Consider the following 23,684-nt stretch of genomic DNA (forward strand, 5'->3'; position numbering starts at 1 on the left):
CATCATGCGACAGCCGTGTCCCGCAGACGAGGCCGGGGCGACGATCCCCGGATCAGAACCGCAAGAGCACCTTGCTCGACGAGGACGCATCCCTGGCTGACGCGAAGGCGGTGAGCGCATCGGCGACGTCGTACTCCGCCGTGACGATCGGATCCACCGCGAGGGAGCCGTCGGCGAGGGCGGCCACCACCTCGTCGATCTCGTCGTTGAACCGGAACGAGCCGACCAGATCGAGTTCCCTGGTGATCGCGATCGACACGGGTACCGGCTGATCCCCCGAGGGAAGCAGACCGACCATCACGACGCGGCCACCGCGGGCCGTCCCGTGGATCGCCGATGCCAGACCGCGATGGTTGCCGGAGCATTCGATGGTGACGTCCGCTTCCACCGCCGCGACTGCGTCGGCATCGGCGGCGGTGAGCGTCGCGTCCGCACCCACGGCACGCGCGATCCTCAGCGGGTACTCGTGCATGTCCACCGCGGTGATCTTCCCGGCGCCCGCCCGCTTCAGCACTGCCACGACGAGCGCGCCGATGGGTCCGGCACCGATGACGAGGACCGACCGGTCCTTCACCTCCCCTGCCCGCGCGACCGCGTGCCACGCCACGCTCGCCGGCTCGGCCAGTGACGCCAGACGAAGATCGAGACCGTCGGGAAGGACCCGGAGCATGCGGGTCGGGACGGCGACGTGGCTGACGAACAACCCGTCCGCGTGCGGGAAATGTGCCGCGCTGCCCAGGTACGTGCATCCGGGCGAGATGTTGGGGCGATCGGCCGGATATTTCGCGCTGTCGCCGCCGGGGGTCGCGGGATGGATGGTGACGGGGGTGCCTGCGCCGGGACCGGTTCCGTCTTTCGCGCCGATCAGGACGGTTCCCGACGCCTCGTGTCCGAGCCGCATCGGTGCGCGAAGGATCGATTCGCCGGCGGCGCCGTGCTGCCAGTAGTGGAGGTCGGATCCGCAGATCCCGCCATAGGCTATGCGGATCACCGCTTCGTCCGGTTTCGGTGCGGCGATCGGCACCTCCTCCACGCGCAGGTCCTGCGCACCGTGGGCGACGACCGCCTGCGCGTGCGTAGGAACCTCGGTGGCGTGTGAAGCGGCGGTCGGGCTGGTGTTCATCGGTGAAGTCCAGTTCTGTCGGAGGTCGGAGCCTGTCATCTGGTGACGGGTTCCGCGGTGGTGAGGAGCCCGAGTTCGTCCCGGCGCGGCATGCCCTCCCAGTCGCCGGACACGGTGCACGCGAACGCCCCGACCGTCACAGCGGTTCTCAGGCGGTCGGCGGGTGCCTCACCGGCCAGTCGTTCCGCGAGGTAGCCGGCGACGAAACCGTCTCCGGCCCCGACGGAGTCGACCACGCTCACCGGCACCGCGGGCAGGGAGTACGTCTCTCCGTCGACCATCGCGAGGCATCCCTGGTCGCCCAGCTTCAGGATGCTTTCGCGTGGTCCGAGGTCGCGGACTCGGGCGACGAGTTCGGCGGGGGTGCCCTCGCCCACCGCGATCGCAGCCTCGTCCTCACCTGCGAAGACGATGTCCGACAACGCGATCAGCTCACGGAAGACGGGGGCCGCGTCGTCCGGCGACCACAGCGCGCGGCGATAGTTGAGATCGAACGACACCGGAATGCCCAGTGCGCGCGCCCGTTCGACGCAGTGCAGGGTGGTCTTCCTGGCGGTGTCGGACAGGGCAGGGGTGATGCCGGTGACGTGCAGCAGGGACGCCGACTCGAGGTGGTCGTCCGCGATGTCCGACATCGTGAGCCGCGACCCCGCGCTGCCGGTCCGGTAATACCAGACGCGGGTGGCGGTGGCGGTTCGCCGCTCCTTCACCATCAGTCCGGTCGGAGCATCCGGATCGCGGATGACGTCGGCGGTGATTCCCTCGGCCCGGAGTTCCCGTTCGATCAGGTCACCCAAACTGTCCTGGCCGACGCGCCCGATCCAGGTGACGTCGACGCCGAGTCGCCGCAGCGCGATCGCGAAGTTCGATTCGGCGCCGCCGATTCCCAGGTGGAGCGTGGCGGTGTGGGCGAGCGGTCCGGTGTCCACCGCCCTGGTGAGGGCCATCGTCTCGCCGAATGTCAGCACCGTCATCACGAGACCTCCAGTTCGGCGACGACGTCGCCGAGGCGCCGGCATCGTTCGGCCAGCTGCCCGAGGTCGCCGCCGCGGAGTGCGTCCCCGATCAGCGGTCCGCCGAGGCTGACCGCCGCCGCTCCGGCCGCGAACCACGCGGGGACGTCCTCGATGCCCACCCCACCCGAGGGAACCACCTGGATGTCGGGGAAGGGGCCGCGCAGGTGCCCGATGTACTCCGGCCCGACTACCGACGCCGGGAACAGCTTCACGGCAGTCGCACCCGCGTCCCATCCGTTCCACAGTTCGGTCGGGGTGAATCCGCCGGGGTAGATCGGAACTCCGGCACGGACGGCCGTGGCGATGACGTCGAGGTTGGTCGTCGGCGTCACGAGGAAGTCGGCACCCACGTCGAGGGCGGCGCGGGCCTGGTCGACGGTGGTGACCGTCCCGACCCCGATCTCGACGCCGTCGGGTGCGGTGCGCCGGATGCTGCTCAGGGACTCGAGGGTGCCGGGCGTGCTCATCGTCAGCTCGACGGCGCGCACCCCGTTCTCGGCGAGGACGGTCACCACGGGGGCATACCGGTCGGCGTGCGCGGCGCGCAGCACCGCGATGACGGGGGCGATCATGCCGCCGTCACCTCCCGGTCGGTGGAGTTGGCGGCCAGCGTGAGGTCGCGGTCGCGGGTTTCCGGTGCCATCGTCGAGGCGATCAGAACGGTCACGGCCATCACGATCATGTAGACGGCCACGGGGATCCACGAGCCGGAGAAGGCCGTGACGAGGGCCGCGCAGATCAGTGGTGCGACACCGCCCCCGAAGATCGAGGCGAATTCACGGCCGAGAGTGACGCCGGCGTAGCGGTAGCGGGAGCCGAAGATTTCCGGGAAGTAGCTCATGGTGACGCCGACGGCGCCCTGGCAGGCCAGGATGAAGCCGACGATCATCGCCATCGTGATCAGCAGGTGTGAGCCGGTGTTCAGGGCCAGGAAGGTCGGCACCGGCAGGATGATCAGGGCGATCACGATCGAGATGTAGACCGGCTTGCGGCCCACCCGGTCGGACAGACGCCCGAACCCGTATGCCGCGATGCCGCCGCAGATGGCCCCGACCAGCAGCACCTTGGGAATGAACGTGGGGTCGACGTGCACGTCGTTCTTGAGGTACGACGCCATGAACACCTGGTACGTGTACGACTGCGCGCTGATGCCGATCGTCATGAACATGACGATGAACAGCGGCTTCTTGCCGTTCGCGAAGATCTCCTTCACCGGCGTCTTCGGAACCTGGTGCTGCTCCTTGAGTTCCTGGAACACCGGGCTCTCGTTGAGCTTGCGACGAATGACGAACGCGGCGACCGTGACGAACAGACTGCTGATGAAGACGAGACGCCAGCCCCAGGACATGAGCTGCTCTTCCGGCAGGAGCTGCGCGGCGATCCACGCGACTGCGCCGAGCGCCGTGCCCAGTGCGGCTCCCGTCATCACCAGGGCGGCGAGCCTACCTCGCCTGCCTATCTGTGCCGTCTCCGTCAGAAGGGTTGCACCGCCGGACTGTTCGGCTCCCGCTCCGAACCCCTGGAAGAATCGGCATGCGACGAGGAGCGCGGGTGCGAGCAGCCCGACCTGACTGTAAGTGGGCAGCAGGCCGATACCCAGTGTCGCGCCGCCCATCAGCATCAGCGTCGCGACGAGCACCCACTTGCGGCCGAGACGCTCTCCGTACCGCGAGAAGAACAGGCCGCCGAGCGGCCGGGCGAGAAACCCGACGGCGTAGGCGCTGAAGCTCGCGAGGATGCCCGCCGCGGGCGAGATGTTCGGGAAGAACAGGGTGTTGAAGATCAGCGCCGAAGCGGTGCCGTAGATGACGAAGTCGTACTGCTCGAGCGTGGTGCCGATGAGCCCCGCCCACGCCGCCCGGCGGACCGCGGACGGGTCTGTCTGGGGTGTACCGCCACCGCGGCCGGGAGTTTTCGGGTTCACCGTGGGGTCGAGTGTAGTGTCCATGGATTCCTCCATTGGTGGTCCCGGAATAGTCCGGGCAAGGGGTGAGGGAGTCAGATGGTCGCGCTGGACCGCAGCGACGTGATCGTCCCGAGGTCCGGGACCGGGTCGGATGCTTCGCCGGCGGCGACTGCCGGCCCGTGACGGACGATGATGTCGACGAAGTCGGCGATCCGCGAGACGAAGTCGGTGTGCGAAGCGAGAGTGCTGGGAAACAGACCTCCGTCGACGAAGACGGAGCGAACGAATTCGGTAGTGGACGCGGCGTTGTCGGCCATTCCTGCCAGGCGCGGTCGAGCGGGGTCGGTCATGGATCGTGCGTGGGGGCCGGGATCGAACCCGGGCGGCGGGGCGATGCAGCAGAGGTATGCCGCCACCGTCAGAGAAAGGTACTGCGGGACCGTACCGCGGCCGAGGTGTTCGAGCGCGGGGATCGGGATGCGCTGCGTCAGTTTGACCGATCCGTCGGATCCGACCTGCGAGGTGCGATGTCCCAGAGCGGTATTGGACCAACGCGAGAACAGCTGCCGGATGTAGTCGTCCGTGTCCACCGATGCGGGAACGGTGACCGTCGGCAGGTACTCGTCGCAGAGGATCCGCCGCGCTGCGGCCTCGACGAACGGTTGCGCAACGGACTCGGGGATGGTGGCGCGCCCGTCGAGTGCGCCGAGGTAGGCGATGAGCGAATGTGTCCCGTTGAGCAGTCGGACCTTCATCAGCTCGTACGGCTCGACGTCGTCGGTGAACAGCGCGCCACCGTGCTCCCACACGGGGCGGCCGGCGGCGAACCGCTCCTCCATGACCCACATCGTGAACTGCTCCGCGGGGACGGCGATCGTGTCGCGCACGCCGAGGTGTGCCCGTGCCGTCTCGTTGTAGCGGTCCGAGCCGGACGGCACGATCCGGTCCACCATGGAGTTGGGGAACGTCACGGACGAGTCCATCCAGGACAGCAGGTCGTCGCGCAGAGTCGGGGCGAACGTGCCGACGAACTCGCGGACGAGTCTTTCGGTCTGACGCCCGTTGGACAGCAGGTTGTCGCAGCTGAGGATCGTGACCGGGGCGCCGTGTGTGCTCGCCCGCAGGGCCAGTCCGCGGGCGATCTGCCCGATCGTGGTGCGGGGCGTCCGCACCTCGCCGAGGTCGCGGCGAACGACGTCGGAATCGAGGTCGAGGGACCCGGTCTCGGGTGACACCGTGTACCCGTGTTCGGTCACCGTGATCGTGACGATCTTCGTCGCCGGGTCCGCGATCGCGCGGACGACGGACTCCGGGTCCTGCTCGGCCACCAGCGTTCCGGTATGTGAACCCGGGACGCTCACACGAGCACCGTCCGGCGAGATCTCGACGACGCTGTACAAGAGGTCCTGCGCGTTCATCGCATCGGCGACGGTGCTCGAGCGGCTCGCCACACCGAGAATGCCCCACGGTCCGGGTTCCCGTTCCATCGCGAGCGCGGTGTACACCGCCTGGTGTGCGCGGTGGAAGTTGCCGAGGCCCAGGTGAACGATCCCGGTCCCCTCCGGTACCCGCCGGTGGATCAGTGCCGCGGCGGGAACGTTTCGGCGCGAAAGTGTCGGTTCGGACATGCTCGTCACCAATCCGTCATAGAGCCGTCGCGGCGCCGGGCGACCGGGAGATAGGCCTGCTCGTACGGATATTGCTCCGCGAGTTCCTCGTTCATGCTCACTCCGATGCCCGGAACGTCGCCGGGGGTGAGGTGCCCGTCCGAGAACGACCACGCGTGGGGGAAGACCTCGCTGACGAGCGGGTCGTAACCCATGTATTCCTGGATTCCGAAGTTCGGCGTCGCGAGACCGAGGTGCAGACTCGCTCCCAGGGAGATCGGCGAGACGTCCGACGGGCCGTGCGGGCCGCCACGAATCTGGTACACCTCGGCGAGCGCGAAGATCTTGCGAACGTGGCTGATTCCGCCCGCGTGGACGATGGCCACCCGGATGAAGTCGATCAGCTGTTCGGTGATCAGGTGCTGGCAATCCCAGATCGTGTTGAAGACCTCCCCGATCGCCAGGGGCGTGGTGGTGTGGTTGCGCACCAGGCGCAGTGCATCCTGGTTCTCGGCCGGCGTGACGTCCTCGAGCCAGAACAGGTCTACGTGTTCGACCGACTTCCCCAGTCGCGCGGCCTGCTGCGGGGTGAGCCGATGGTGGGCGTCGTGCAGCAATTTGAGTTCGGGGCCGACGTGTTCACGGACGGCTTCGAGGATCCGGGGTGCATGGTTGAGGTACGCGTCGGTGTCCCACACTTCCTCGACCGGCAGGGCGCCGCGACTCGCGGGCTCGTATCCGGCGGCGCCCTGGTGCACGCCGTACACCGAATCCAGTCCGGGAACCCCGGACTGCACTCGAATCGCCTGGAAGCCCGTCGCGCGCTTGGCGTCGACCGAGTCGAGCAACGCGGGCGCGTCCCACCCGGTTGCGTGGGTGTAGGAGAGCACCCGGTCGCGGACGGCACCGCCGAGCAACTGGTAGACGGGCTGACCGAGGGTCTTGCCCTTGATGTCCCAGAGGGCGACGTCGACGGCTCCGATCGCGGCCATCGTGACGGGCCCGCGCCGCCAGTACACGCCGCGGTAGAGGTACTGCCAGGTGTCCTCGATCCGCGCCGCGTCACGCCCGATCAGCAAGGGCGCCACATGGTCCCGGAGATACGACGCGACGGACAGTTCACGGCCGTTGAGCGTGGCGTCACCGTAGCCGACGACGCCGTCGGCCGTGGTGATCTTGAGGGTGACGAAGTTGCGGGTGGGGCTGCAGACCAGCACGTCCGCGGAGATGATCTTGTCGGTCATGCCCGTGATCCTTTCGAGCCGACCGCGGGTGCGACGACGTTGCGCAGTTGCTCACCGCGAGCGAGTCGAGTGATGTTGGCGGCGATGTCGTCGACGCGGCCGACGAAAGTCTGCTGTGAGACTCCGGAAGAATGCGGTGTCATCAGGATGTTGGGGAGTTCGGAGAACGGCAGAGCGCTGGGCCTCCCGCGACCGTCGGGTCCGGGATAGTCGTACCAGACGTCGATGGCCGCAGCGGCGATGGTCGACGAGGACAGTGCGTCGAACAGGGCCTGCTCCTGGACGAGAGGTCCGCGGCCCACATTCACCAGCACACCGTCGCTGCCGAGTGCGCGCAATTCGTCGGCGCCGATCATCCCCCGCGTCCGGTCGTCGAGCGGTGCGGACACCACGACGACATCGGATTCGACGAGGAGACGCCCGAGCTGGGACACGTCGGCCGCCCAGTCCAGTCCCGCACTCGGCGCGTCGACGTTGCCACGACCGGTCACGGCCGCTCCTGTCGCGCCGAATGCTCGGAACAGAGTCCACGTGGCATGGCCGATGTGGCCGAACCCCACGAAGCCCACCCGCGCGCCCTGCAGCGAATTCGACTGCGTGAGAAGGTCGTCGTAGACCGAGGTCGCCCAGACGCCCTGCCGGAGCGCCGTGTCCTGCGCGACGAAGCCGCGCCGGAGCATCACCGCGGCCGCCACGACGTATTCGGCGATCGACTTCTCGTGATGGAAGGTGTTCGCCACCAGCACGTCCGGTGCCAGGGCATCGAACGCGATGCTGTCCGTGCCGGCACCTGCGACGTGGACGAGACGCAGCCGCTCTGCAGCCGACGCCATGCACGGTGTGAACTTTCCCCCGACATAGACGTCGGCGTCGCGCAGATCCTCGATCAGGGCCGCCTCGTCGAAGCTGTCGTGCCAGGACAACCGTGCATCGGACGGAACTGCGGCCTCGAGCCGGGGTCGGTGCGGGATCAGGTTGCTGTCGGCAACAACGATTTTCATCTAGCGGCTCTCTTTTCCGGGGCGAAACACCCGATCGTGCGCCGGTCCGGCCGAAGCCCGGACAACCAGTTGAGTGGGAAGATGGATTTCTCGGATATCGGAGTCCGGCTCGTTCGCGCGCTGGAACACCAGGTCCAGACTCAGCACACCGGCTCGTGCCATCGGCACATTGATGCTCGTGAGTGCGGGGCTGGCGAGTTCGGCCAGCGGCGAGTCGTCGATGCCGACGACGCTAAGGTCGGCCGGCACCGAGAAGCCCATTGCGCGGACGCCGTTCATCACTCCGATGGCCATCGGATCGTTGTGCGTGATCACGGCGCTCGCACCCGTCGCGATCACGCTCGCGGCCGCGGCGTGACCGCCCGCGAGGGTTTCCTGCTGCCAACCGAGCAGACTCAGCTGCACGTCGCGGGCCTTGCAGAATTCCTCGACCGCGGCGACGCGGCGCTGGTTCGACCAGGATTGGGGCGAGCCCTGGACATACGCGAGGTGCTCGTGTCCGAGGGCGACGAGGTAGTCGATGGCCTGGCGAATTCCGTCTTCCGAATCCGCCACGATGCAATCGCATTCGGGTGACGAGCGGTTGACGAGCACCAAGGGTGTGTCGCCGCCGAGCTGCACGATGTCCGATGCAGGCAGCCGCGGAGCGCAGACCACGAGTGCGTCGACGCGCCCCTGCAACTCGCCGAGAACCTCACGCTCACGGTCGGCGCTGCCGTCGGTGTCGGTGAGGAGCACGGTCTGGCGCCGGTGCCACCCCTGCGCCTGCGCCGCCTTCACGAAGCTCGCGAACACGGTGTGCCCGATGTCGGGTACCACGACCGCGACGGTGGTGGCGGTGGGGCGCACGACGTCGGTGCGGGTCGGTGACGCCGCCCGGTAGCCGATCTCGTCGGCGACCGCGATGATCCGCGCGAGCGTGTCCGGTCCGATCCGGTCCGGGGCACTGAATGCCCGTGACGCGGTGGACAGGGATACCCCTGCGCGTTGTGCGACCTCGGTCAAGGTGGGTGCCACGGTGCTACCGCCTCGCTGTTCGTTGTGACTGCCGACACACACTATCCACCTGCTTGCGCAAGGTTGTCAATAGTTGCGCAAGGCTTGCAGCAAGCCGTGTGCGTCGAGCGAGTTCACACGTCCAGGAGCGACAACTGCCGATCGGATTCGAACAGCGCGGCCCGGTCGAACGTCGACGTCGAGGCCAGTAGTTCGTCCGCACCGGTACGCGCGGCCAGGGCCTCGAGCGAGACCCTCACCTGCTCGGCGGTGCCGTGAATGGAGTTCGCGATCGAGGCGTCGACCTGTTCGCGCAGCCGCGGAGTCCACGCCTGCCCCCGGATGTCCGCGACCGATTCGAGCGGCGGGAACTCGCCGGTCCGGCTCGACTGTGCCAGCGCCCACGCCTCCGGAAGCAGCAGTTCACGGGCCCGGTCTGCGTCCTCGGCGATCATCACCTCCAGCGAGACGACCACGTACGGGGACCGGTTTCCGGCGGACGGGACGAAGCTGTCGCGGTACCGGTCCAGTTCCGGGACGTTGGCGCCCGACCCTCCGAGTACCGGACCACCGACCACCACCGGCAGACCGGCCTTCGCGGCGAAGTCGAGCCCGCGCCGGGTAGCGAGAACGAACATCGGCGGTGGACTCGTCACGTGGGGCCGGGCCGTCACGGCGCCCTTGCCCTCGAGGTAGCTCCGCACCTCGTCGAGGTCGCCGGCGAACGTGTCGGGGGCGTTGCGGTCGCGGCGCAGCGCCTCGCGTACGGGCTTCGTGAATCCCAGCGACCGTCCGACGCCCAGGTCGATCCGGCCCGGGAACATCGCCTCGAGCATCAGGAACTGTTCGGCCACCACGAGGGGCTGGTGGTTCGGCAGCATCACACCACCCGAGCCCAGCCGGATCCGGGCGGTGCGGGCACCGAGGGCAGCGAGCAGCACGGGCGGCGACCCACTCGCGATTCCCGGCACGGCGTGGTGCTCGGCCACCCAGAACCGATGGAACCCCAGTTGCTCGGCATGCACCGCCCGCTCGATCGTCCCGGTCAGCGCGGCAGAGTCCGGCGCACCCCGGCGCGTGCGGGACCGGTCCAGAATCGAGAGTTTCACCCTCGGGGGAACCGCCGTCCTGCCGGCGGTATTTCCTCACCCCGTCCGCACTCGGTGGACGAGTGTGCGCGCTTCGCTGACATACTGACCGCCGCAGGATCCACGATCGCCGGGAGGTCAATGGTGAGCAGCACGGGGACTATGTCGTACTCGCTGGACGTCACGTCGCGGTCCGCAGCGCAGATGCGGGAGTGCGTAGAGTTCTTCAGCGAGCCCGAGCTGGCCCACCTGCCCACGGCCCGCCTCGCGGACGCACTGGAGTCGCTGGCGGAGACGGGCCGCTACGAGCACACCGTGGAGGAACTGGAAGTCGGCTCGCAGCTGGCGTGGCGCAACCACGCCCGCTGCGTCGGTCGCAAGCACTGGCGCACGCTGAAGCTGATCGATGCCCGGCACGTCACCACCGCGGACGAGATCGCGGAGGCGTGCTGGGAGCACCTGCGGGTCGCGACGAACGGCGGCGCACTGCGCTCGGTCATCACGGTCGGTCCCCTACCGCTGGCGGACGGACGCGAGTACAAGATCGTCAGCCCGCAACTGATCCGGTACGCGGGCTACCGCCACGCAGATGGGACGGTGACCGGGGACCCCGCCCAGGTCGGAATCACCGAGGCGGTGACGAAGATGGGGTGGCGGGGCGCAGGCACGCCGTTCGACGTGCTGCCGCTGTTGATCAGCACCCCCGACGAGACGCTGCGCTGGTACGAGATTCCATCCGAGCTGGTGCTCGAGGTCGAGATCGAGCACCCGGACTACGCCTGGTTCGCCGATCTCGGTCTCAAATGGCATGCGGTTCCCGCCGTGTCGAACATGGGTTTCTCGGTCGGCGGGCTGACCTACCCCCTCGCCCCGTTCAGCGGGTGGTACGTGAGCACGGAGGTCGGGGCCCGCAACCTCAGCGACCAGGATCGATACGACATGCTGCCCGCCATCGCCGAACGGCTGTGCCTGGACACGACGTCGGAGCGAACGCTGTGGCGCGACCGCGCACTGGTCGAATTGAACCGCGCCGTGATCCACAGTTACCGGCAGGCCGGTGTGCACATGGTCGATCATCACACCGTCGCCAAGCAGTTCATCAGCCACGTCGAACGCGAAGAGTCACTCGGCCGGAAGTGCCCGACGGACTGGTCGTGGATCAACCCGCCGATGTCGGCGGCGCTGACCCCCACGTTCCACCGGCTCTACGACGCACCCGACATGGATATCCGCCCGAACTTTCTCCCGGCCGCCAGCTCGGGTTGCCCGATCCCCGGTCAGCCGCGGTAGGGCGGGGCCACGCCCCAACCCCAGTGCGGGACGGGTGCGTGCTCGACCACCTCGGCACCGGGGCTCGAGTTCTGCAGCGCGAGTCTGGTCCCCCACTCGACGTAGGCCATGAATGCGGAACGGAATTCGGGATCCGACGGCAACTTCGCGTCGTCGGCGGCGAGGCTCATCGTCGCAGCGAAGCGGTGCCGCTGCTCAGGGGTGATGCCCAGACCGATGTGGTGCCGCAGCATCCGTTCGTAGCCCCCGAGTCGGTCGGTGTAGCCGGGTGGACCGCCGAACACCTCGCACCACCACAGCGTCACGTTGCGGCGATGCTCCTCGTGCACTCCGCCGGGGAACATCGGGGACAACAGTTCGTCGCGCTCGACCCGGTCGTAGAAGGCGTCGATCAGCCGCCGGAACGACTGCTCACCGCCCGCCCATTCGTACAGGGACGGTGTTTCCTGATCACTCATGTGAGCTCCCGATTTCCGTCGTCTGTCCATTACAATACACACCAGTATTGAATTGAAAAGAGGGTCGAGCATGAGTGTGGCCGGGCGCAGTCGCGACACCGATATCGACACTCGCGTGCTGAAAGTTGCGGGCAGGCAATTGTCCCGGGCCGGATACGACGCGATGTCGATCGCCGCGATCGCCGCGGAGGCCGGCACCACCCGGCAGGCGCTGTACCGGCGGTGGGCGTCGAAGTCGGAGCTCGCCGCGGCAGTCGTGGCGCAGCTGGCCGACGAACAGTCGGGGCGGTCGTCGGCCGATCCGTTCGGGGATCTGGTCCGCGAGCTGACCAACTTCCAGCACGGGGTGTCGAGGAGCGGCCGGTTGTCGCTCGTCGGCACGATGCTGCAGGACACGACGGACTCCGACGTCCGCGCGCAGTACCGCGCCCGGGTGGTGGCGCCGCGCCGGCGCCGCATCCGCGCCATCCTGGACCGCGCCGCCGAACTGGAGCTGATCGACGCCGACGCCGATCTCGACGTCGCCGTCACCATGACCACCGGCAGTTGGTACGGCCGGGCGCTGGCCGGTGATCGCCCACCCGCCGACTGGCCTGCCCGGACCGCGACACTGATCTGGCGGGCCGTCGGCGGGGTGCCGCCGACCTGACGCTTTTGCTACGCCGTCGACGCGCTCGTCGACCGCCGGTCCCCCATGTTCCGTGACATCAGGACACCGATGAGGAGGAGAACGCCGGCGACGGCGATGAACCAGCCCGTGCGGTGCAGTCCGTCGTCGCCGATGACGTGACCGGCGGTGGTCTGCAGCACGACGGCCGACAGGTTCGCTCCGATGTACTGCACGGTGCGGTACATCCCGATCGCCGTCCCCACTTCCTCGACGGACGTGACCGAGCTGATCAGGTTCTGATTGCCGATATTGTTGAATCCATTGGGAATTCCCAGTACTGCGGCCACCAGGAGTAGCACGACGATCGGGGCCGTACTGCTCTCCACCGACGCCAGGAGCATTCCTCCCACCAGGAGCGCACACGTTCCGACGGTGAGCGTTCGGCGCACCCCGTGCCGCCGATACGTCCGTGACGCGAACAGCGTGGAGCCGATGCCGACGACGGCGACGGGCAGCATCGTCAGACCGGCTTCGGTGGCGCTCATTCCGCGGGAGTACTGCAGCCACTGCGGGATGCCGAAGAAGATGCAGTAGAACGCCGTGTAGGTGAGGAGGGTGCGGGCGAGTGTGGCGCTGAGCGCACGGTTCCGGGCCAGGGCCCGAACGTCGATGAACGGTTCGTCCGCGCGTCGTTCCCAGTGGATGAACAGGGCGAACACCAGCGCCCACACCGGGATCAGCCACCAGACGGGATCGGTGGTGAGCGACAGCAGGAACAGCATCGTCGACGAGACGAGCCCGAGGAACAGCAGGACCCCGGCCACGTCGAGCGCGTGCAGCAGTTGCCGACCGCTGACCGAGATGCCGCCGACGAATCCGACCTTCGCGAATTTGGTGACCGCCACCGCGCTGAACGCGACGATCGGCAGGTTGATCCACATGATCGACTGCCAGCCGAACGCCCCGACGAGCAGTCCGCCGAGCGTCGGGCCCAGTGCCACGACCGCCTGGCTGCAGATCGCGAGGGTCGTGATCGCGGTGCGCGGCTGCGCGCCGTGTCGTTCCGCGTACCCGCGAATCATCGTCATCGCATTGGGATACTGTGTGGCGGTTCCGATTCCGACGAGGATGCGGGAGAAGATGAGCCAGCCGACCGTGGGTGCGAGCAGACCGGCGATCGAGCCCAGCGCCACCAGGGCGAGGCCCCCGAGGTAGACCTTCCGGGCGCCGAGCAGCGCGCCGAGCTTGCCTGCCATCGGGGCGGTCACGGCCGTGGCGATGTAGAGCCCCGAGATCACCCACGTGATCCCGGACGAGGAGCCGAACTGTGCGGCGATGCCGACGATCGCCACCGCGATCATCGACGAGTTCAGCGGTTGGAGGATGCTCCCGGTGGCGACGGAGCCGCTGACCCGGAACGGTACGGACGGGGACTTCTGCGCGAGGCCGGTATCGGCGACGGTCGCGCTCACGAGTTCATCAGTGACTCCTGCGGCGCCGGCTCGGGAGTTCCGGCGAGCCGGCGGAGTAGCCGTCCGGCGATGAAGAGGAGGTCACGTTCGGCGTCGGTGCATTCGGCGGCGAGTGCGGCCGTCAGCCACTCGCTACGCCGCGACCGATCGTCGACGAGCGTCTGCAAACCCAGCGCGGTGACCGCGACGATGCTCGCGCGCGCATCGTGGGGGTCCACGGTCCGGGAGACCATTCCGGACTCCTCGAGGATCGAGACGGTCCGCGCGATGGACTGCGGCGCGACCTGCTCGAGATCGGCGAGAGCGCGTGCGCTCATCGGACCTTCCCGGTCGAGGTGCGCGAGGGCTTGGAGTTGCGAGGGGGTGAGCAGGTGCCCGGAGCGCTGGGTTCGGATACGTCGGTTGAACAGAACGACGTCCTCGCGGAGCTGATCGACCTTCTGGTCCATGTGGCTGCCTCCCTCTCACTGGTCAGGTTCATTAGCCAGTCTAGCTGTTTTATTTGCATTCCTCAATAATTCATCTACCGCGGATAATGGTTTTTTTGAGGCCGAATTTCATCAGCACTGCTGTCTAATTGGTCGCGGGGAGGCGTCGCGCGCTCGAATTCCTGCAGGTGGGGCGGGCTGGGCACGCATCTCACAGGAAACTCCGAGGCTATCGCTGGCAGTATGAGGACGGCGAGCGCTGATCCAGATCCGAAAGAAGGTGGTCGTGACTCTTCGCACACGGACAGCCGGCATTGTTGCGGTGGTGGCCCTGACGTTCCTGGCCACGGCGTGCACCATCGGAGACACCGGCACGTCGGAACCCCCGACCACGTCACAGTCCGCGCCCGCCTCGATTGCCGTCCCCGCTGCCGACGGGGCGCCGATCAACCCGACCACCCCGATCGTGGTCACCGCGTCGGGCGGCAAGCTGACCGCCGTGACCGTCACGAATCCCGCGGAGCAGAACACCCCGGTCGCCGGAAATCTCACGCCCGACGGCACGGACTGGACGAGCAGCCAACCACTCGGCTACGGCTCCACGTACACAGTCGTCGCGGACGCGGTCAACCCCGACGGCGCCCCGGTCGAGCAGACCTTCACCGTCACGACGTTGACGCCCGGCACCACCGCCTACGCGAACGTCGTCCCGGCACCCGAGGTCGTCGCCGACACCGGCATCGGCGTCGGCCAGCCGATGGTCTTCCAGTTCACCGCACCGGTCGTGAACAAGGCCGAGGTGCAGCAGCGACTGCACGTGACGACGACACCGCCGCAGCCCGGCGCCTGGTATTGGACCGACGACCAGAACGCGCACTATCGCGCGGCGGGCTACTGGGCGCCCGGCACCAAGATCCACATCGAGGCCGACGTGTACGGCGTCGATCTGGGCGACGGCGTCTTCGGCGCCGAGAACAACTCCGCCGACTACACCGTGCACGACTCGTGGGTGGCCAAGGCGGACGGGGCGAGCAAAATGCTCACCGTCTTCCGCAACGGCGTCCAGGAGAACGCGATGCCGATGAGTCTCGGCACTCCCGACCACCCCTCGCACGAGGGTCCGCACGTGATCTCCGACAAGCAGCAGAGCATCATCATGGACTCCTGCACGTACGGGGTCTGCGCCGGCGATCCCGACTACTACCGCGAAAAGGTCGATCTCAACCTGCGGATCTCCAACGACGGCGAGTTCGTCCACTCGGCGCCGTGGTCGGTGGGCGATCAGGGCAGCAGCAACGTCTCCCACGGCTGCGTCAACCTGGCACCCGCCAACGCCCAGTGGATGTTCGACCATTTCGGTATCGGCGACGTCGTCGAGATCACCAACTCGGGCGGACCGCTCCTGCCCGTGTGGGACACGTACGGTGACTGGGAGGTCCCGTGGGATCAGTGGCAGGCAGGTAACGCAACGGGATAGGAGGCGCTCGTGAATTCACCATCCGCGGAGTGTGTCGCGCAGTTGAAGGCGGTTCTCCCGCACCGGGTTCACCTGCCGGACACCGGTGACTACCGCACCGCGCTGGGCAGGGTGTTCTTTCCCGAGGCCGCGAGACGCCGTCCGTCCTGCGTCGTCGAACCGGTGTCCGTGGAGGAGGTCTCCACCGTCATGAGGGTCGCGCATCGGACGGGCGGCACCGTCACCGTCCGCGGCGGCGGGCTGAGTTCCAACTGCGTCGCGGACGACGCCGTCATGCTCGACCTGTCGGCGCACCTGAACACGGCCCGACCCGAGGACGACCGGGTGGTCGTCGCCGGCGGCGCCACCGTGGGAACCATGCTGGACGCCCTCGCACCCACCGGCCGCGTGGTTCCGGTGGGGATCGTGGGCCACGCCGGATTCGGACTCGTCACCCGCGGCGGCGTCGGATACCTCACGCGCAGTCTGGGATTGACGATCGATCAGCTCGTCGAGGCCGAACTGGTGCTTCCGTCCGGCGAGGTCGTCCACCTGTCCGATGCCAGCACCGGTGACGAGGCGGACCTGTGGTGGGCGGTCCGGGGATGCGCACCGTGCTTCGGCGTCGTCACGTCGGCGGTGCTGCGCACACACCCGGTGGGTCCGGTGTGGGTCGACCGGATGGTGCTCGGACTCGAAGCGCTCGCCACCTACTTCCGTGTCGCACCGACGCTTCCGCGGGACACGACGATGGGCGCGGTACTCGGTTACAGCGCCCTGTCTCCCGACGAGCCCGTCCTCTTCGTGTACACCGCGTGCGCGAGCGGGGACGAGTCCGACATCGACCGCGCCCGATCCGCCGCCACCACGGTCGCCGACGTGTCGGGCACCGTGCTGTACCGATCCGAGACGTCCGGCACGTACCTCACCGGGTTACCCGAATTCGCGCCGCCCGGCCCCGACGGCGAAGAACCGGAACCGATCCGGCTGCCCGAACCGGGCGAGCGCCGAGGGTCGTTCTTCGGGAAGGCCGTCTTCACCGGACCGACCCTCGACTCCGAACTCGCGGAGGCCCTGGCCACTCAGATCCGTGGGGCGCCGACGCGGGAATGTCGTATCGACTTCCAGCACACCGGCGGCGCCCTCGCCGACGTCGGTGACGGCGACACCGCATTCTGGGGCCGAAGCGGCGAGTGGAACATCCCGCTCAACGCCATCTGGTCCGACCCCTACGACGGAGCCGCCTGCCTGTCGTGGGCGGGCGGCACCCTCGACGCGCTCGCACCCCACACGATCGGCGTCTACAGCGTCGAAGTCCGGCCCGGCTTCCCCGAGACCGGAGCCGAGATCGACGCGGCCTACGGTGGAAACCTTCGCCGACTGCGCGAACTGCGGCAGAGGCACGATCCGATGGGGGTGCTGACGCACTATCCGCTCTAGGACATGCCCTAGTCGCCGATCCGCTCCCCCGTCTCCGGGTGGAACAGGTGGACCGCTCCGTCCCGCTTGCGCAGGGACACCGTGTCGGCCAGCCGCGCGGGGGTGCGGGTCAGTGACCGGGCGGTGAGTTGCGTACCGTCACCGGCGATGTGGGTGTGGACGTAGGATTCACTGCCGAGTTCCTCGACCAGGTCCACGATTACCTCGATGCCGCCCTCTCCGGTCGACAACTCGAGCTGCTCGGGGCGCACACCGACCGTGACGGTCTCCAATCCGGCGGCGTGCAGCGCCGACAGCTGGTTGCGTTCGAGCGCGAGCGTCGAGTTCCCGAGGCGCACGCCGTCGCTGACGATGGGCATAGTCATCAGATTCATGGCGGGCGAACCGATGAAGCCGGCGACGAACGCGTTCTTCGGGCGATCGTAGAGTTCGGTGGGAGCCGAGAACTGCTGCAGCTTGCCGTTCTTGAGGACGGCCACCCGGTCACCCATGGTCATGGCCTCGACCTGGTCGTGGGTGACGTACACGGTGGTGGTGCCGAGCCGGCGCTGCAGCGCCGCGATCTGCGTGCGGGTCTGGACGCGCAGCTTGGCGTCGAGGTTCGACAGGGGCTCGTCCATGCAGAACACCTGCGGCTCCCGCACGATCGCCCGGCCCATCGCCACTCGCTGGCGCTGACCGCCGGACAGCTTGCCGGGCTTACGATCGAGGTAGTCGGTCAGGTCGAGCAGCTTGGCGGCATCGGCCACCTTCTTCTTCCGTTCCTCCACCCCGACCCCGCGCATCTTCAGAGCGAAGCCCATGTTCTCGCCCACCGTCTTATTGGGATAGAGGGCGTAGTTCTGGAACACCATCGCGATGTCACGGTCCTTCGACGGAACACCCACCATGTCCTTGCCACCGATCTCGATGGTGCCCTCGTCGATGTCCTCGAGGCCGGCGAGCATCCGCAGTGCGGTGCTCTTGCCGGAGCCGGACGGTCCGACGAGGACGATGAACTCGCCGTCTTCGATGTCGAGGTCGAGCGTATCGACCGCCAGCGTGTCGGCGTTCTCGTAGATGCAGGATGCGCCCTTGTACGCGATGTCAGCCATGATTGCTCCTCTTGTGGGTACCGAAGTCGGGGGAAGTGGTTGCCGGGGTGATCATTTGATCGCACCGAAGGACAGGCCGCGGACCAGCTTGTTCTGTGCGACCCAGCCGGCCAGGATGACCGGGAGCGCCGCCAGCGTCGCCGCTGCCGACAGCCGGGCCCAGTACAGGCCCTCACCGGTGATGAAGCCGACGAGGAACACCGGAATGGTCTGTGCCTGAACGGCGGTGAGGTTGACGGCGAAGAAGAATTCGTTCCACGAGAAGATCACGCAGATCAGGGCGGTGGCCGCGATGCCGGGTGACACGAGCGGAAGGATCACCTCGCGCACCGACGTCCACAGGCTCGCGCCGTCCATGCTGGCGGCCTCGAGCAGTTCGCCCGGAACCTCGAGGAAGAACGAACGCATCATCCACACCGCGATGGGCAGGTTCATCGCCGTGTACAGGATGATCAGCGCCCAGATGTTGTCGAGTAAGCCGATGTCGTTGACGATCACGTACAGCGGGATGATCGCGGCGACGATCGGGAGCATCTTCGTGCTGATGAAGAAGAACAGGGCGTCCTTCGTCTTGCGGACCGGTCGCAGCGACAGCGCGAACGCCGCAGGCACACCAAGCACCAGCACGAGGATCGTCGACATGGCGGTCGCGAACGCCGAATTCAGCAGTGCGGTGCCGATTCCGCTGTCGAGGACTGCCTTGAACTGGTCCAGGGTGGGCGTGAAGAACAGTTTCGGCGGAGTCGTGTAGGCGTCGCCCTCCTGCTTGAACGCGGTGAGCACCATCCACGCCACGGGGAAGAAGAAGCCGAGGGCCACGATCCACGCCACCACGCTCCACGGACTGAACTTGCGGTGCTTGCGCGCCCGCTTCGTCTCCGGCGCGGTGGGGGTGGACTCCACCGGCGCCGCCGCAGTGTCGGTACTCATTACGCTGCCTCCTCGTTACCGGTAAAGCTCTTGAAGATCAGGCGCAACGCCAGGGTCGCGACGACGATGGTCGCGATCACGACGATGACGCCCATCGCTGCGGCCTGCCCGATGTCGAAACCGAGGAATGCGCGCTGATAGATGTAGAAGGGGAGGTTGGCACTGGCGGTGCCCGGCCCGCCCTGGGTCATCATGTAGATGGCGTCGAACGTGTTGATCAGGTAGATCGCGCCCAGCACCGCGCCGAGTTCGATGAACCGGCGGAGATGCGGGAGTGTCAGTTCGCGGAACATCGCGATCGGCTTGGCGCCGTCCACCCGCGCCGCCTCGAGGATGTCGCGCGGCATGGACTGCAGACCCGCCAGGATCAGCAGCATCATGAACGGGGTCCACTGCCAGATCAGGTTCACCATGACCGCGGCGAGCGGGAACTTGCTGACCCAGTCGACCTGTCCCACCCCGAACGGGGAGAGCACGAAGTTGACGATGCCGAACACCGGGTCGAACATCGTGGTCTTCCACAGCAGCGCACCGGCGACGGGTGTCACCAGGAACGGGGTGATGAGGAGGGTACGCACGATGCCGCGGCCCAGGAAGGCACGGTCGAGCAGCAGGGCGAGCAGCAACCCGAGCACCACCGAGATCAGCACGGTGCCGACGATCAGGATCACGGTGTTGACCGCGACCTCACGGAACTGGCTGTCCTGGAACACGTCCACGTAGTTCTGCAGCCCGACGAACGCCTGGGAGCCCGGACGCACCAGGTTCCAGGACTGCGTCGAGTAGTACAGCGTGAACAGGAACGGGATCTGGGTCACCACGATCATGAAGATCAGAGCGGGCAGCAACGGCCCCCGGCGACGCCATCCCTCGGCGCGGGAGACGCTGTCGTCCTTGGCCTCCCGCAGTTCCCGCACCCGGTCGGCGGTGCCGTCCGCGGTGGGTTTCTCGGCGATGGTTGTCATCGTTCCTCCCGATAGGTCGCGCCGACCACCTCGGCGTACTGCTGTGCCTGGGCGAGCGCCTCGGGCACGGTCTGCTGGCCTGCGATCGCCGCACTGATCTGCTGGCTTACGCGGGTTCCGAGATCCTGGAACTCCGGGATCGCCAGGAACTGCACGCCGGTGTACGGAACCGGTTGCACGGTGGGCGCATCCGGTGTCGCGTCCTCGATCGCCTCGAGCGTCAGCGGTCCGTAGGCCGCCGAGGCTTCCTTGTACTCGGGAATCTCGTAGGTCGACAGCCGGCTGCCCGGAGGCACCCGCTCCCAGCCCAGATCCTCACCGACCGTGCGTATGTATTGCTTGTCGGTCATCCACGAGATGAACTTCCACGCCGCATCGGGATTCTCGCTGCTCTCGGGGATTCCCAGCGACCAGCTGTACAGCCAGCCGGAGTTGTCCTTCACCTCGATCGGCGCGGGGGCGTACCCGATCTTGCCGACGACGGCGCTCGACGCCGGATCCTCCAGGGTGGACACCGCGGACGTCGAGTCGTACCACATCGCCACCTGGCCCTGGGCCAGCTGTGTGGCGCACTCGCCGAAACCGCTCGTCGCGGCGCCGGGCTCGCCGTACTCGCGCACCAGGTCGACGTAGAACTGCACCGCGCGTTCCACCTCCGGGCTGGTCAGCTGAGCGTTCCAGTCCTCGTCGAACCAGCGGCCACCGAACGTGTTGATGACCGTGTCGAGGGGTGCGAGCAATTCACCCCAGCCCGGCTTGCCGCGTAGGCAGATGCCTGCCATGTCCTCGGAGTCGAGTTGCTTTGCGGCCGCTGCCACCTCGGTCCAGGTCGGCTTCTCCGACAGGGTGATTCCGGCCTGCTCGAACAGGTCCTTGCGGTACATCAGGAACGAGGACTCGCCGTAGAACGGCACCGAGTACATGCTCCCCTCGTAGGACAGCGACTCGCGCAGGGTGGGGATGAAGTCGGCCTCGTCGTAACCCTCCGTCGCCTCGGCGTATTCCGAAAGGTTCTTCAGCCAGCCGTACTTGGCCCACTGCGGGGTCTCGTAGTTGCTGATCATCACGACGTCGAACTCACCGCCACCCGTTGCCGTGGACGCCGTGATCTTCGCGCGCGCCTGGTTCTCCGACAGCGTGACGAACTTCAGGTCGATGTCGGGATTCTCTTCCTCGAACTGCGAGGCGAGGCTCTGGGCATCCTGCATCTGTGAATTGGAGACCATCGCGATGGTGATGGTCTGGTCCGACGCGCCCAGCGATCCGGCGCCCGCACATCCGCTCAGCGTGAGGCAGAGCGCTCCCGCTCCGGCTACCAGCATCGTCGCCGGTTTCCTGTGTTTCTTCACCGATCTTCACCTCTCTTGCGTGGTGCTACTGATCGAGCAGCCAACGTGCGCATTCGATGTCGCAGACCAGCATCTTGGCCAGTCCGCCGTGGAGGGCACCCAGTGCCGCTTGGTGTTTGGCGACGCCACCCGTGACGAGGATCGACCCCTCGCACGCGCGGATGTCGTCGAGAGGAACGGACATGGCCCGTTCGTCCAGAGGGCCGGCAACCTCGGTTCCGTCGAGCCGGTAGAAGCGTCCACCGACTTCGCCGACCGCGCCGAGGCCGGTGAGCACGGACAGCATGTCCGTGTCGATGAAGCTGCCCTCGAACAGGGTGGTCGACGTGGAGACGGCACCCGTTCCGAACATCATCATCTCCGCGGTCCGCCCGGCCTCGAGCGCCTTGGAGATGACGGAGTCGCTCCGCATGGATACCACAGTCGACGCGTCCGCATACAGCGGAACGGGAAGCCGAACAGTGTTGGCCTGCAGCTGCTCTGCGCATCTACCCAGGACGTACTCCGTTCCGGTCTGGTAGTTGATGGCACTCACCGAGCCGTCGAGCTGGACGACGGACGCGCACGTGGCCGCCCCGGACGGCAGACCCTGCGCGACGGCGACCGTCTCCGGCCCCCAGGTGAATCCGAGGGTGTCGCCTTCCCGAATCCGGCGAACCAGCAGCGACGCCGCGGCCCGCCCGACGCCGGCGAAGCTGTTGTGGTCGTCGATCGCACCGGCGGCGTCGACGGAATCGGCGACCACCACCGCCTCGACGAGTCCGTACTTCTCCTCGAGCGCGCGCTCCTCGTCCGAGCGCAGCGCATCACGCAGATGCGCGGGTGCCTGCACCTCGATGCGCACCAGGCCCTGGGCGCGGGCTCGTGCCACCAGCCGGCCCGCGGTGGGGCGGGAGACACCGAGTCGTGTGGCGACCTCGGCCTGGGTCATTCCGTCGAGGTAGTACAGCGTTGCAGCGCGCAACGCGAGGCGCAGATCCTCCGTCGTGGACGGCGGTGGTGCCGTGATGAGAGACGGCGTCGGGGCCGTCGAGTTGGGGGACGTCACTGGTTCTCCTCGCCATGATCCCGGGTCCGTCGTGTGTGTCTTCGGAGCCCCGGGGAAACCGTGAGCAAATGATCACTATGCGTTCATCTGCTCAGTACGCTAGCATCGAAGTGTGACCCACACAACACTCCCTTCGGATATCCCCAGGACGATGCGTGCCAGCGTGCTCGTCGAGCCGGGTGTGATCGAGATCCGGGAACGCCCCGTGCCCACTCCCGCCCCCGGCGACGTCCTGGTCCGCGTGGCCTCGGTAGGTGTCTGCGGATCGGACGCCCACTACTACCGCGAGGGCCGCATCGGCGAGTTCGTGGTCGAACAGCCGATCGTGCTGGGCCACGAGGCGTCGGGCACCGTCGTAGGTGTCGGCGACGGGGTCCCGGCAGCGCGTATCGGGCAGCGTGTCTCCATCGAACCGCAACGCCCCGACCCGGACACCGACGAATCCCGGCGCGGTCTCTACAACCTGTGCCCGCACATGCAGTTCTATGCCACCCCGCCGATCGACGGGGCGCTGGCCGAATACGTGACCATCGGCTCGGCGTTCGCCCATGCGATTCCGGACGAGATGTCCGAGGACGCGGCCGCGCTGTGCGAGCCGCTGTCCGTGGCCATCGCCACCACCCGCAAAGCCGGAGTGACGGCGGGATCCCGTGTTCTGATCGCGGGCGCGGGGCCGATCGGAATCGCCATGGTGCAGACCGCCCTCGCGTTCGGTGCCACCGAAGTGGTCGTCTCGGACCTCGATCCCCGGCGACGCGACGTCGCAACCAAATTCGGTGCCACCGCGGTGCTCGACCCCCGCGAGCAGGACGTCGCGGGACTCCACGTGGACGCGTTCGTCGACGCGTCCGGGGCCCCGAGTGCGGTGCTGGCCGGAATCCAGGCCGTCAGGCCCGCGGGATCCGTGGTTCTGGTGGGCATGGGCGCCCCCGAGATGACACTGCCGGTCCAGACCATCCAGAACCGGGAGTTGGTACTGACCGGGGTATTCCGCTACGCCAACACGTGGCCGACGGCGATCGCCCTCGCGCGGTCGGGGCGGGTCGACCTCGATTCGATGGTCACCGGAAGATTTCCGCTCGCCGAAGCGGAGCAAGCACTGAACGCAGACCGGACGCCGGGCAGCCTCAAGGCCGTCGTACGCGTCCAGGAATGAGGAGAGA

General features: G+C 67.5%; 22 protein-coding genes. 5 read left to right on the forward strand and 17 right to left on the reverse strand.

Annotated elements, in window-relative coordinates:
* Positions 1-52 precede the first annotated feature (52 nt).
* The 9 genes from ACLIVD_RS32365 to ACLIVD_RS32405 form a co-directional block, all read right to left on the reverse strand.
* Complete coding sequence (locus tag ACLIVD_RS32365; protein ID WP_283332069.1) at positions 53-1,123, reverse strand: L-idonate 5-dehydrogenase; 1,071 nt, start codon at positions 1,121-1,123, stop codon at positions 53-55.
* A 35-nt stretch (positions 1,124-1,158) separates the two neighbouring features.
* Complete coding sequence (locus ACLIVD_RS32370; RefSeq protein WP_283332070.1) at positions 1,159-2,097, reverse strand: sugar kinase; 939 nt, start codon at positions 2,095-2,097, stop codon at positions 1,159-1,161.
* A complete protein-coding gene (locus tag ACLIVD_RS32375; protein ID WP_283332071.1) occupies positions 2,097-2,711 on the reverse strand; it encodes a bifunctional 4-hydroxy-2-oxoglutarate aldolase/2-dehydro-3-deoxy-phosphogluconate aldolase in 615 nt (204 codons plus the stop codon). Before ACLIVD_RS32375 ends, ACLIVD_RS32370 begins: the two co-directional genes overlap by 1 nt.
* Complete coding sequence (locus ACLIVD_RS32380) at positions 2,708-4,087, reverse strand: MFS transporter (RefSeq protein ID WP_280781293.1); 1,380 nt, start codon at positions 4,085-4,087, stop codon at positions 2,708-2,710. Before ACLIVD_RS32380 ends, ACLIVD_RS32375 begins: the two co-directional genes overlap by 4 nt.
* Before the next feature lie 50 nt (positions 4,088-4,137).
* Entirely contained in the window at positions 4,138-5,673 is a 1,536-nt protein-coding gene (locus ACLIVD_RS32385) for a mannitol dehydrogenase family protein (RefSeq protein WP_491931272.1), read from the reverse strand.
* A 5-nt stretch (positions 5,674-5,678) separates the two neighbouring features.
* The gene (gene manD, locus ACLIVD_RS32390) at positions 5,679-6,896 is read right to left on the reverse strand and encodes a D-mannonate dehydratase ManD (RefSeq protein WP_283332073.1); all 1,218 of its coding nucleotides are present in this window, start codon (positions 6,894-6,896) and stop codon (positions 5,679-5,681) included.
* Positions 6,893-7,897, reverse strand: a complete 1,005-nt coding sequence (locus ACLIVD_RS32395) for a 2-hydroxyacid dehydrogenase (RefSeq protein WP_491931273.1) — start codon at positions 7,895-7,897, stop codon at positions 6,893-6,895. The genes manD and ACLIVD_RS32395 overlap by 4 nt, the downstream gene beginning before the upstream one ends.
* The gene (locus ACLIVD_RS32400; RefSeq protein WP_491931274.1) at positions 7,898-8,914 is read right to left on the reverse strand and encodes a LacI family DNA-binding transcriptional regulator; all 1,017 of its coding nucleotides are present in this window, start codon (positions 8,912-8,914) and stop codon (positions 7,898-7,900) included.
* A gap of 113 nt (positions 8,915-9,027) precedes the next feature.
* Complete coding sequence (locus ACLIVD_RS32405; protein WP_491931275.1) at positions 9,028-10,002, reverse strand: MsnO8 family LLM class oxidoreductase; 975 nt, start codon at positions 10,000-10,002, stop codon at positions 9,028-9,030.
* Positions 10,003-10,143: 141 nt separating this feature from the next.
* Between ACLIVD_RS32405 and ACLIVD_RS32410 the strand changes: the two genes are divergently transcribed.
* The gene (locus ACLIVD_RS32410) at positions 10,144-11,271 is read left to right on the forward strand and encodes a nitric oxide synthase oxygenase (protein ID WP_491931276.1); all 1,128 of its coding nucleotides are present in this window, start codon (positions 10,144-10,146) and stop codon (positions 11,269-11,271) included.
* Here the strand turns inward: ACLIVD_RS32410 and ACLIVD_RS32415 are convergent.
* Positions 11,259-11,729 carry a group II truncated hemoglobin gene (locus ACLIVD_RS32415; protein ID WP_491931277.1) on the reverse strand — a complete coding sequence of 157 codons (471 nt, stop codon included), beginning with the start codon at positions 11,727-11,729 and terminating at the stop codon, positions 11,259-11,261. The genes ACLIVD_RS32410 and ACLIVD_RS32415 overlap by 13 nt on opposite strands.
* Before the next feature lie 70 nt (positions 11,730-11,799).
* Here ACLIVD_RS32415 and ACLIVD_RS32420 point away from each other — a divergent pair, with 70 nt between their 5' ends.
* The gene (locus ACLIVD_RS32420) at positions 11,800-12,378 is read left to right on the forward strand and encodes a TetR/AcrR family transcriptional regulator (protein ID WP_491931278.1); all 579 of its coding nucleotides are present in this window, start codon (positions 11,800-11,802) and stop codon (positions 12,376-12,378) included.
* 8 nt (positions 12,379-12,386) lie between these two features.
* Here the strand turns inward: ACLIVD_RS32420 and ACLIVD_RS32425 are convergent, their stop codons facing one another.
* Both ACLIVD_RS32425 and ACLIVD_RS32430 read right to left on the reverse strand, forming a co-directional pair.
* On the reverse strand, positions 12,387-13,811 hold the full coding sequence (locus tag ACLIVD_RS32425) for an MFS transporter (RefSeq protein WP_491931279.1): 1,425 nt from the start codon (positions 13,809-13,811) through the stop codon (positions 12,387-12,389).
* Entirely contained in the window at positions 13,808-14,260 is a 453-nt protein-coding gene (locus tag ACLIVD_RS32430; protein ID WP_280781284.1) for a MarR family winged helix-turn-helix transcriptional regulator, read from the reverse strand. Before ACLIVD_RS32430 ends, ACLIVD_RS32425 begins: the two co-directional genes overlap by 4 nt.
* Positions 14,261-14,519: 259 nt before the next feature.
* Here ACLIVD_RS32430 and ACLIVD_RS32435 point away from each other — a divergent pair, with 259 nt between their 5' ends.
* Entirely contained in the window at positions 14,520-15,716 is a 1,197-nt protein-coding gene (locus ACLIVD_RS32435) for a L,D-transpeptidase (protein WP_491931280.1), read from the forward strand.
* Positions 15,717-15,725: 9 nt separating this feature from the next.
* On the forward strand, positions 15,726-17,135 hold the full coding sequence (locus ACLIVD_RS32440) for an FAD-binding protein (protein ID WP_491931281.1): 1,410 nt from the start codon (positions 15,726-15,728) through the stop codon (positions 17,133-17,135).
* A gap of 8 nt (positions 17,136-17,143) precedes the next feature.
* On the opposite strand, the gene ACLIVD_RS32445 is transcribed toward ACLIVD_RS32440, so the two are convergent.
* Genes ACLIVD_RS32445 through ACLIVD_RS32465 form a run of 5 tightly spaced genes read right to left on the reverse strand, consistent with a single transcriptional unit; the run spans position 17,144 to position 22,521 of the window.
* Positions 17,144-18,229, reverse strand: a complete 1,086-nt coding sequence (locus tag ACLIVD_RS32445) for an ABC transporter ATP-binding protein (protein ID WP_283332085.1) — start codon at positions 18,227-18,229, stop codon at positions 17,144-17,146.
* 51 nt (positions 18,230-18,280) lie between these two features.
* A complete protein-coding gene (locus ACLIVD_RS32450; RefSeq protein ID WP_280781217.1) occupies positions 18,281-19,159 on the reverse strand; it encodes a carbohydrate ABC transporter permease in 879 nt (292 codons plus the stop codon).
* The gene (locus ACLIVD_RS32455; protein WP_105414379.1) at positions 19,159-20,124 is read right to left on the reverse strand and encodes a carbohydrate ABC transporter permease; all 966 of its coding nucleotides are present in this window, start codon (positions 20,122-20,124) and stop codon (positions 19,159-19,161) included. Before ACLIVD_RS32455 ends, ACLIVD_RS32450 begins: the two co-directional genes overlap by 1 nt.
* On the reverse strand, positions 20,121-21,446 hold the full coding sequence (locus ACLIVD_RS32460; protein WP_491932947.1) for an ABC transporter substrate-binding protein: 1,326 nt from the start codon (positions 21,444-21,446) through the stop codon (positions 20,121-20,123). The genes ACLIVD_RS32455 and ACLIVD_RS32460 overlap by 4 nt, the downstream gene beginning before the upstream one ends.
* Before the next feature lie 52 nt (positions 21,447-21,498).
* Entirely contained in the window at positions 21,499-22,521 is a 1,023-nt protein-coding gene (locus ACLIVD_RS32465) for a sugar-binding transcriptional regulator (RefSeq protein ID WP_317569129.1), read from the reverse strand.
* A 151-nt stretch (positions 22,522-22,672) separates the two neighbouring features.
* Here ACLIVD_RS32465 and ACLIVD_RS32470 point away from each other — a divergent pair, with 151 nt between their 5' ends.
* Complete coding sequence (locus ACLIVD_RS32470) at positions 22,673-23,677, forward strand: NAD(P)-dependent alcohol dehydrogenase (protein WP_105414377.1); 1,005 nt, start codon at positions 22,673-22,675, stop codon at positions 23,675-23,677.
* Positions 23,678-23,684 lie beyond the last annotated feature (7 nt).

This window comes from Rhodococcus sp. G6(2025) (assembly GCF_058628105.1).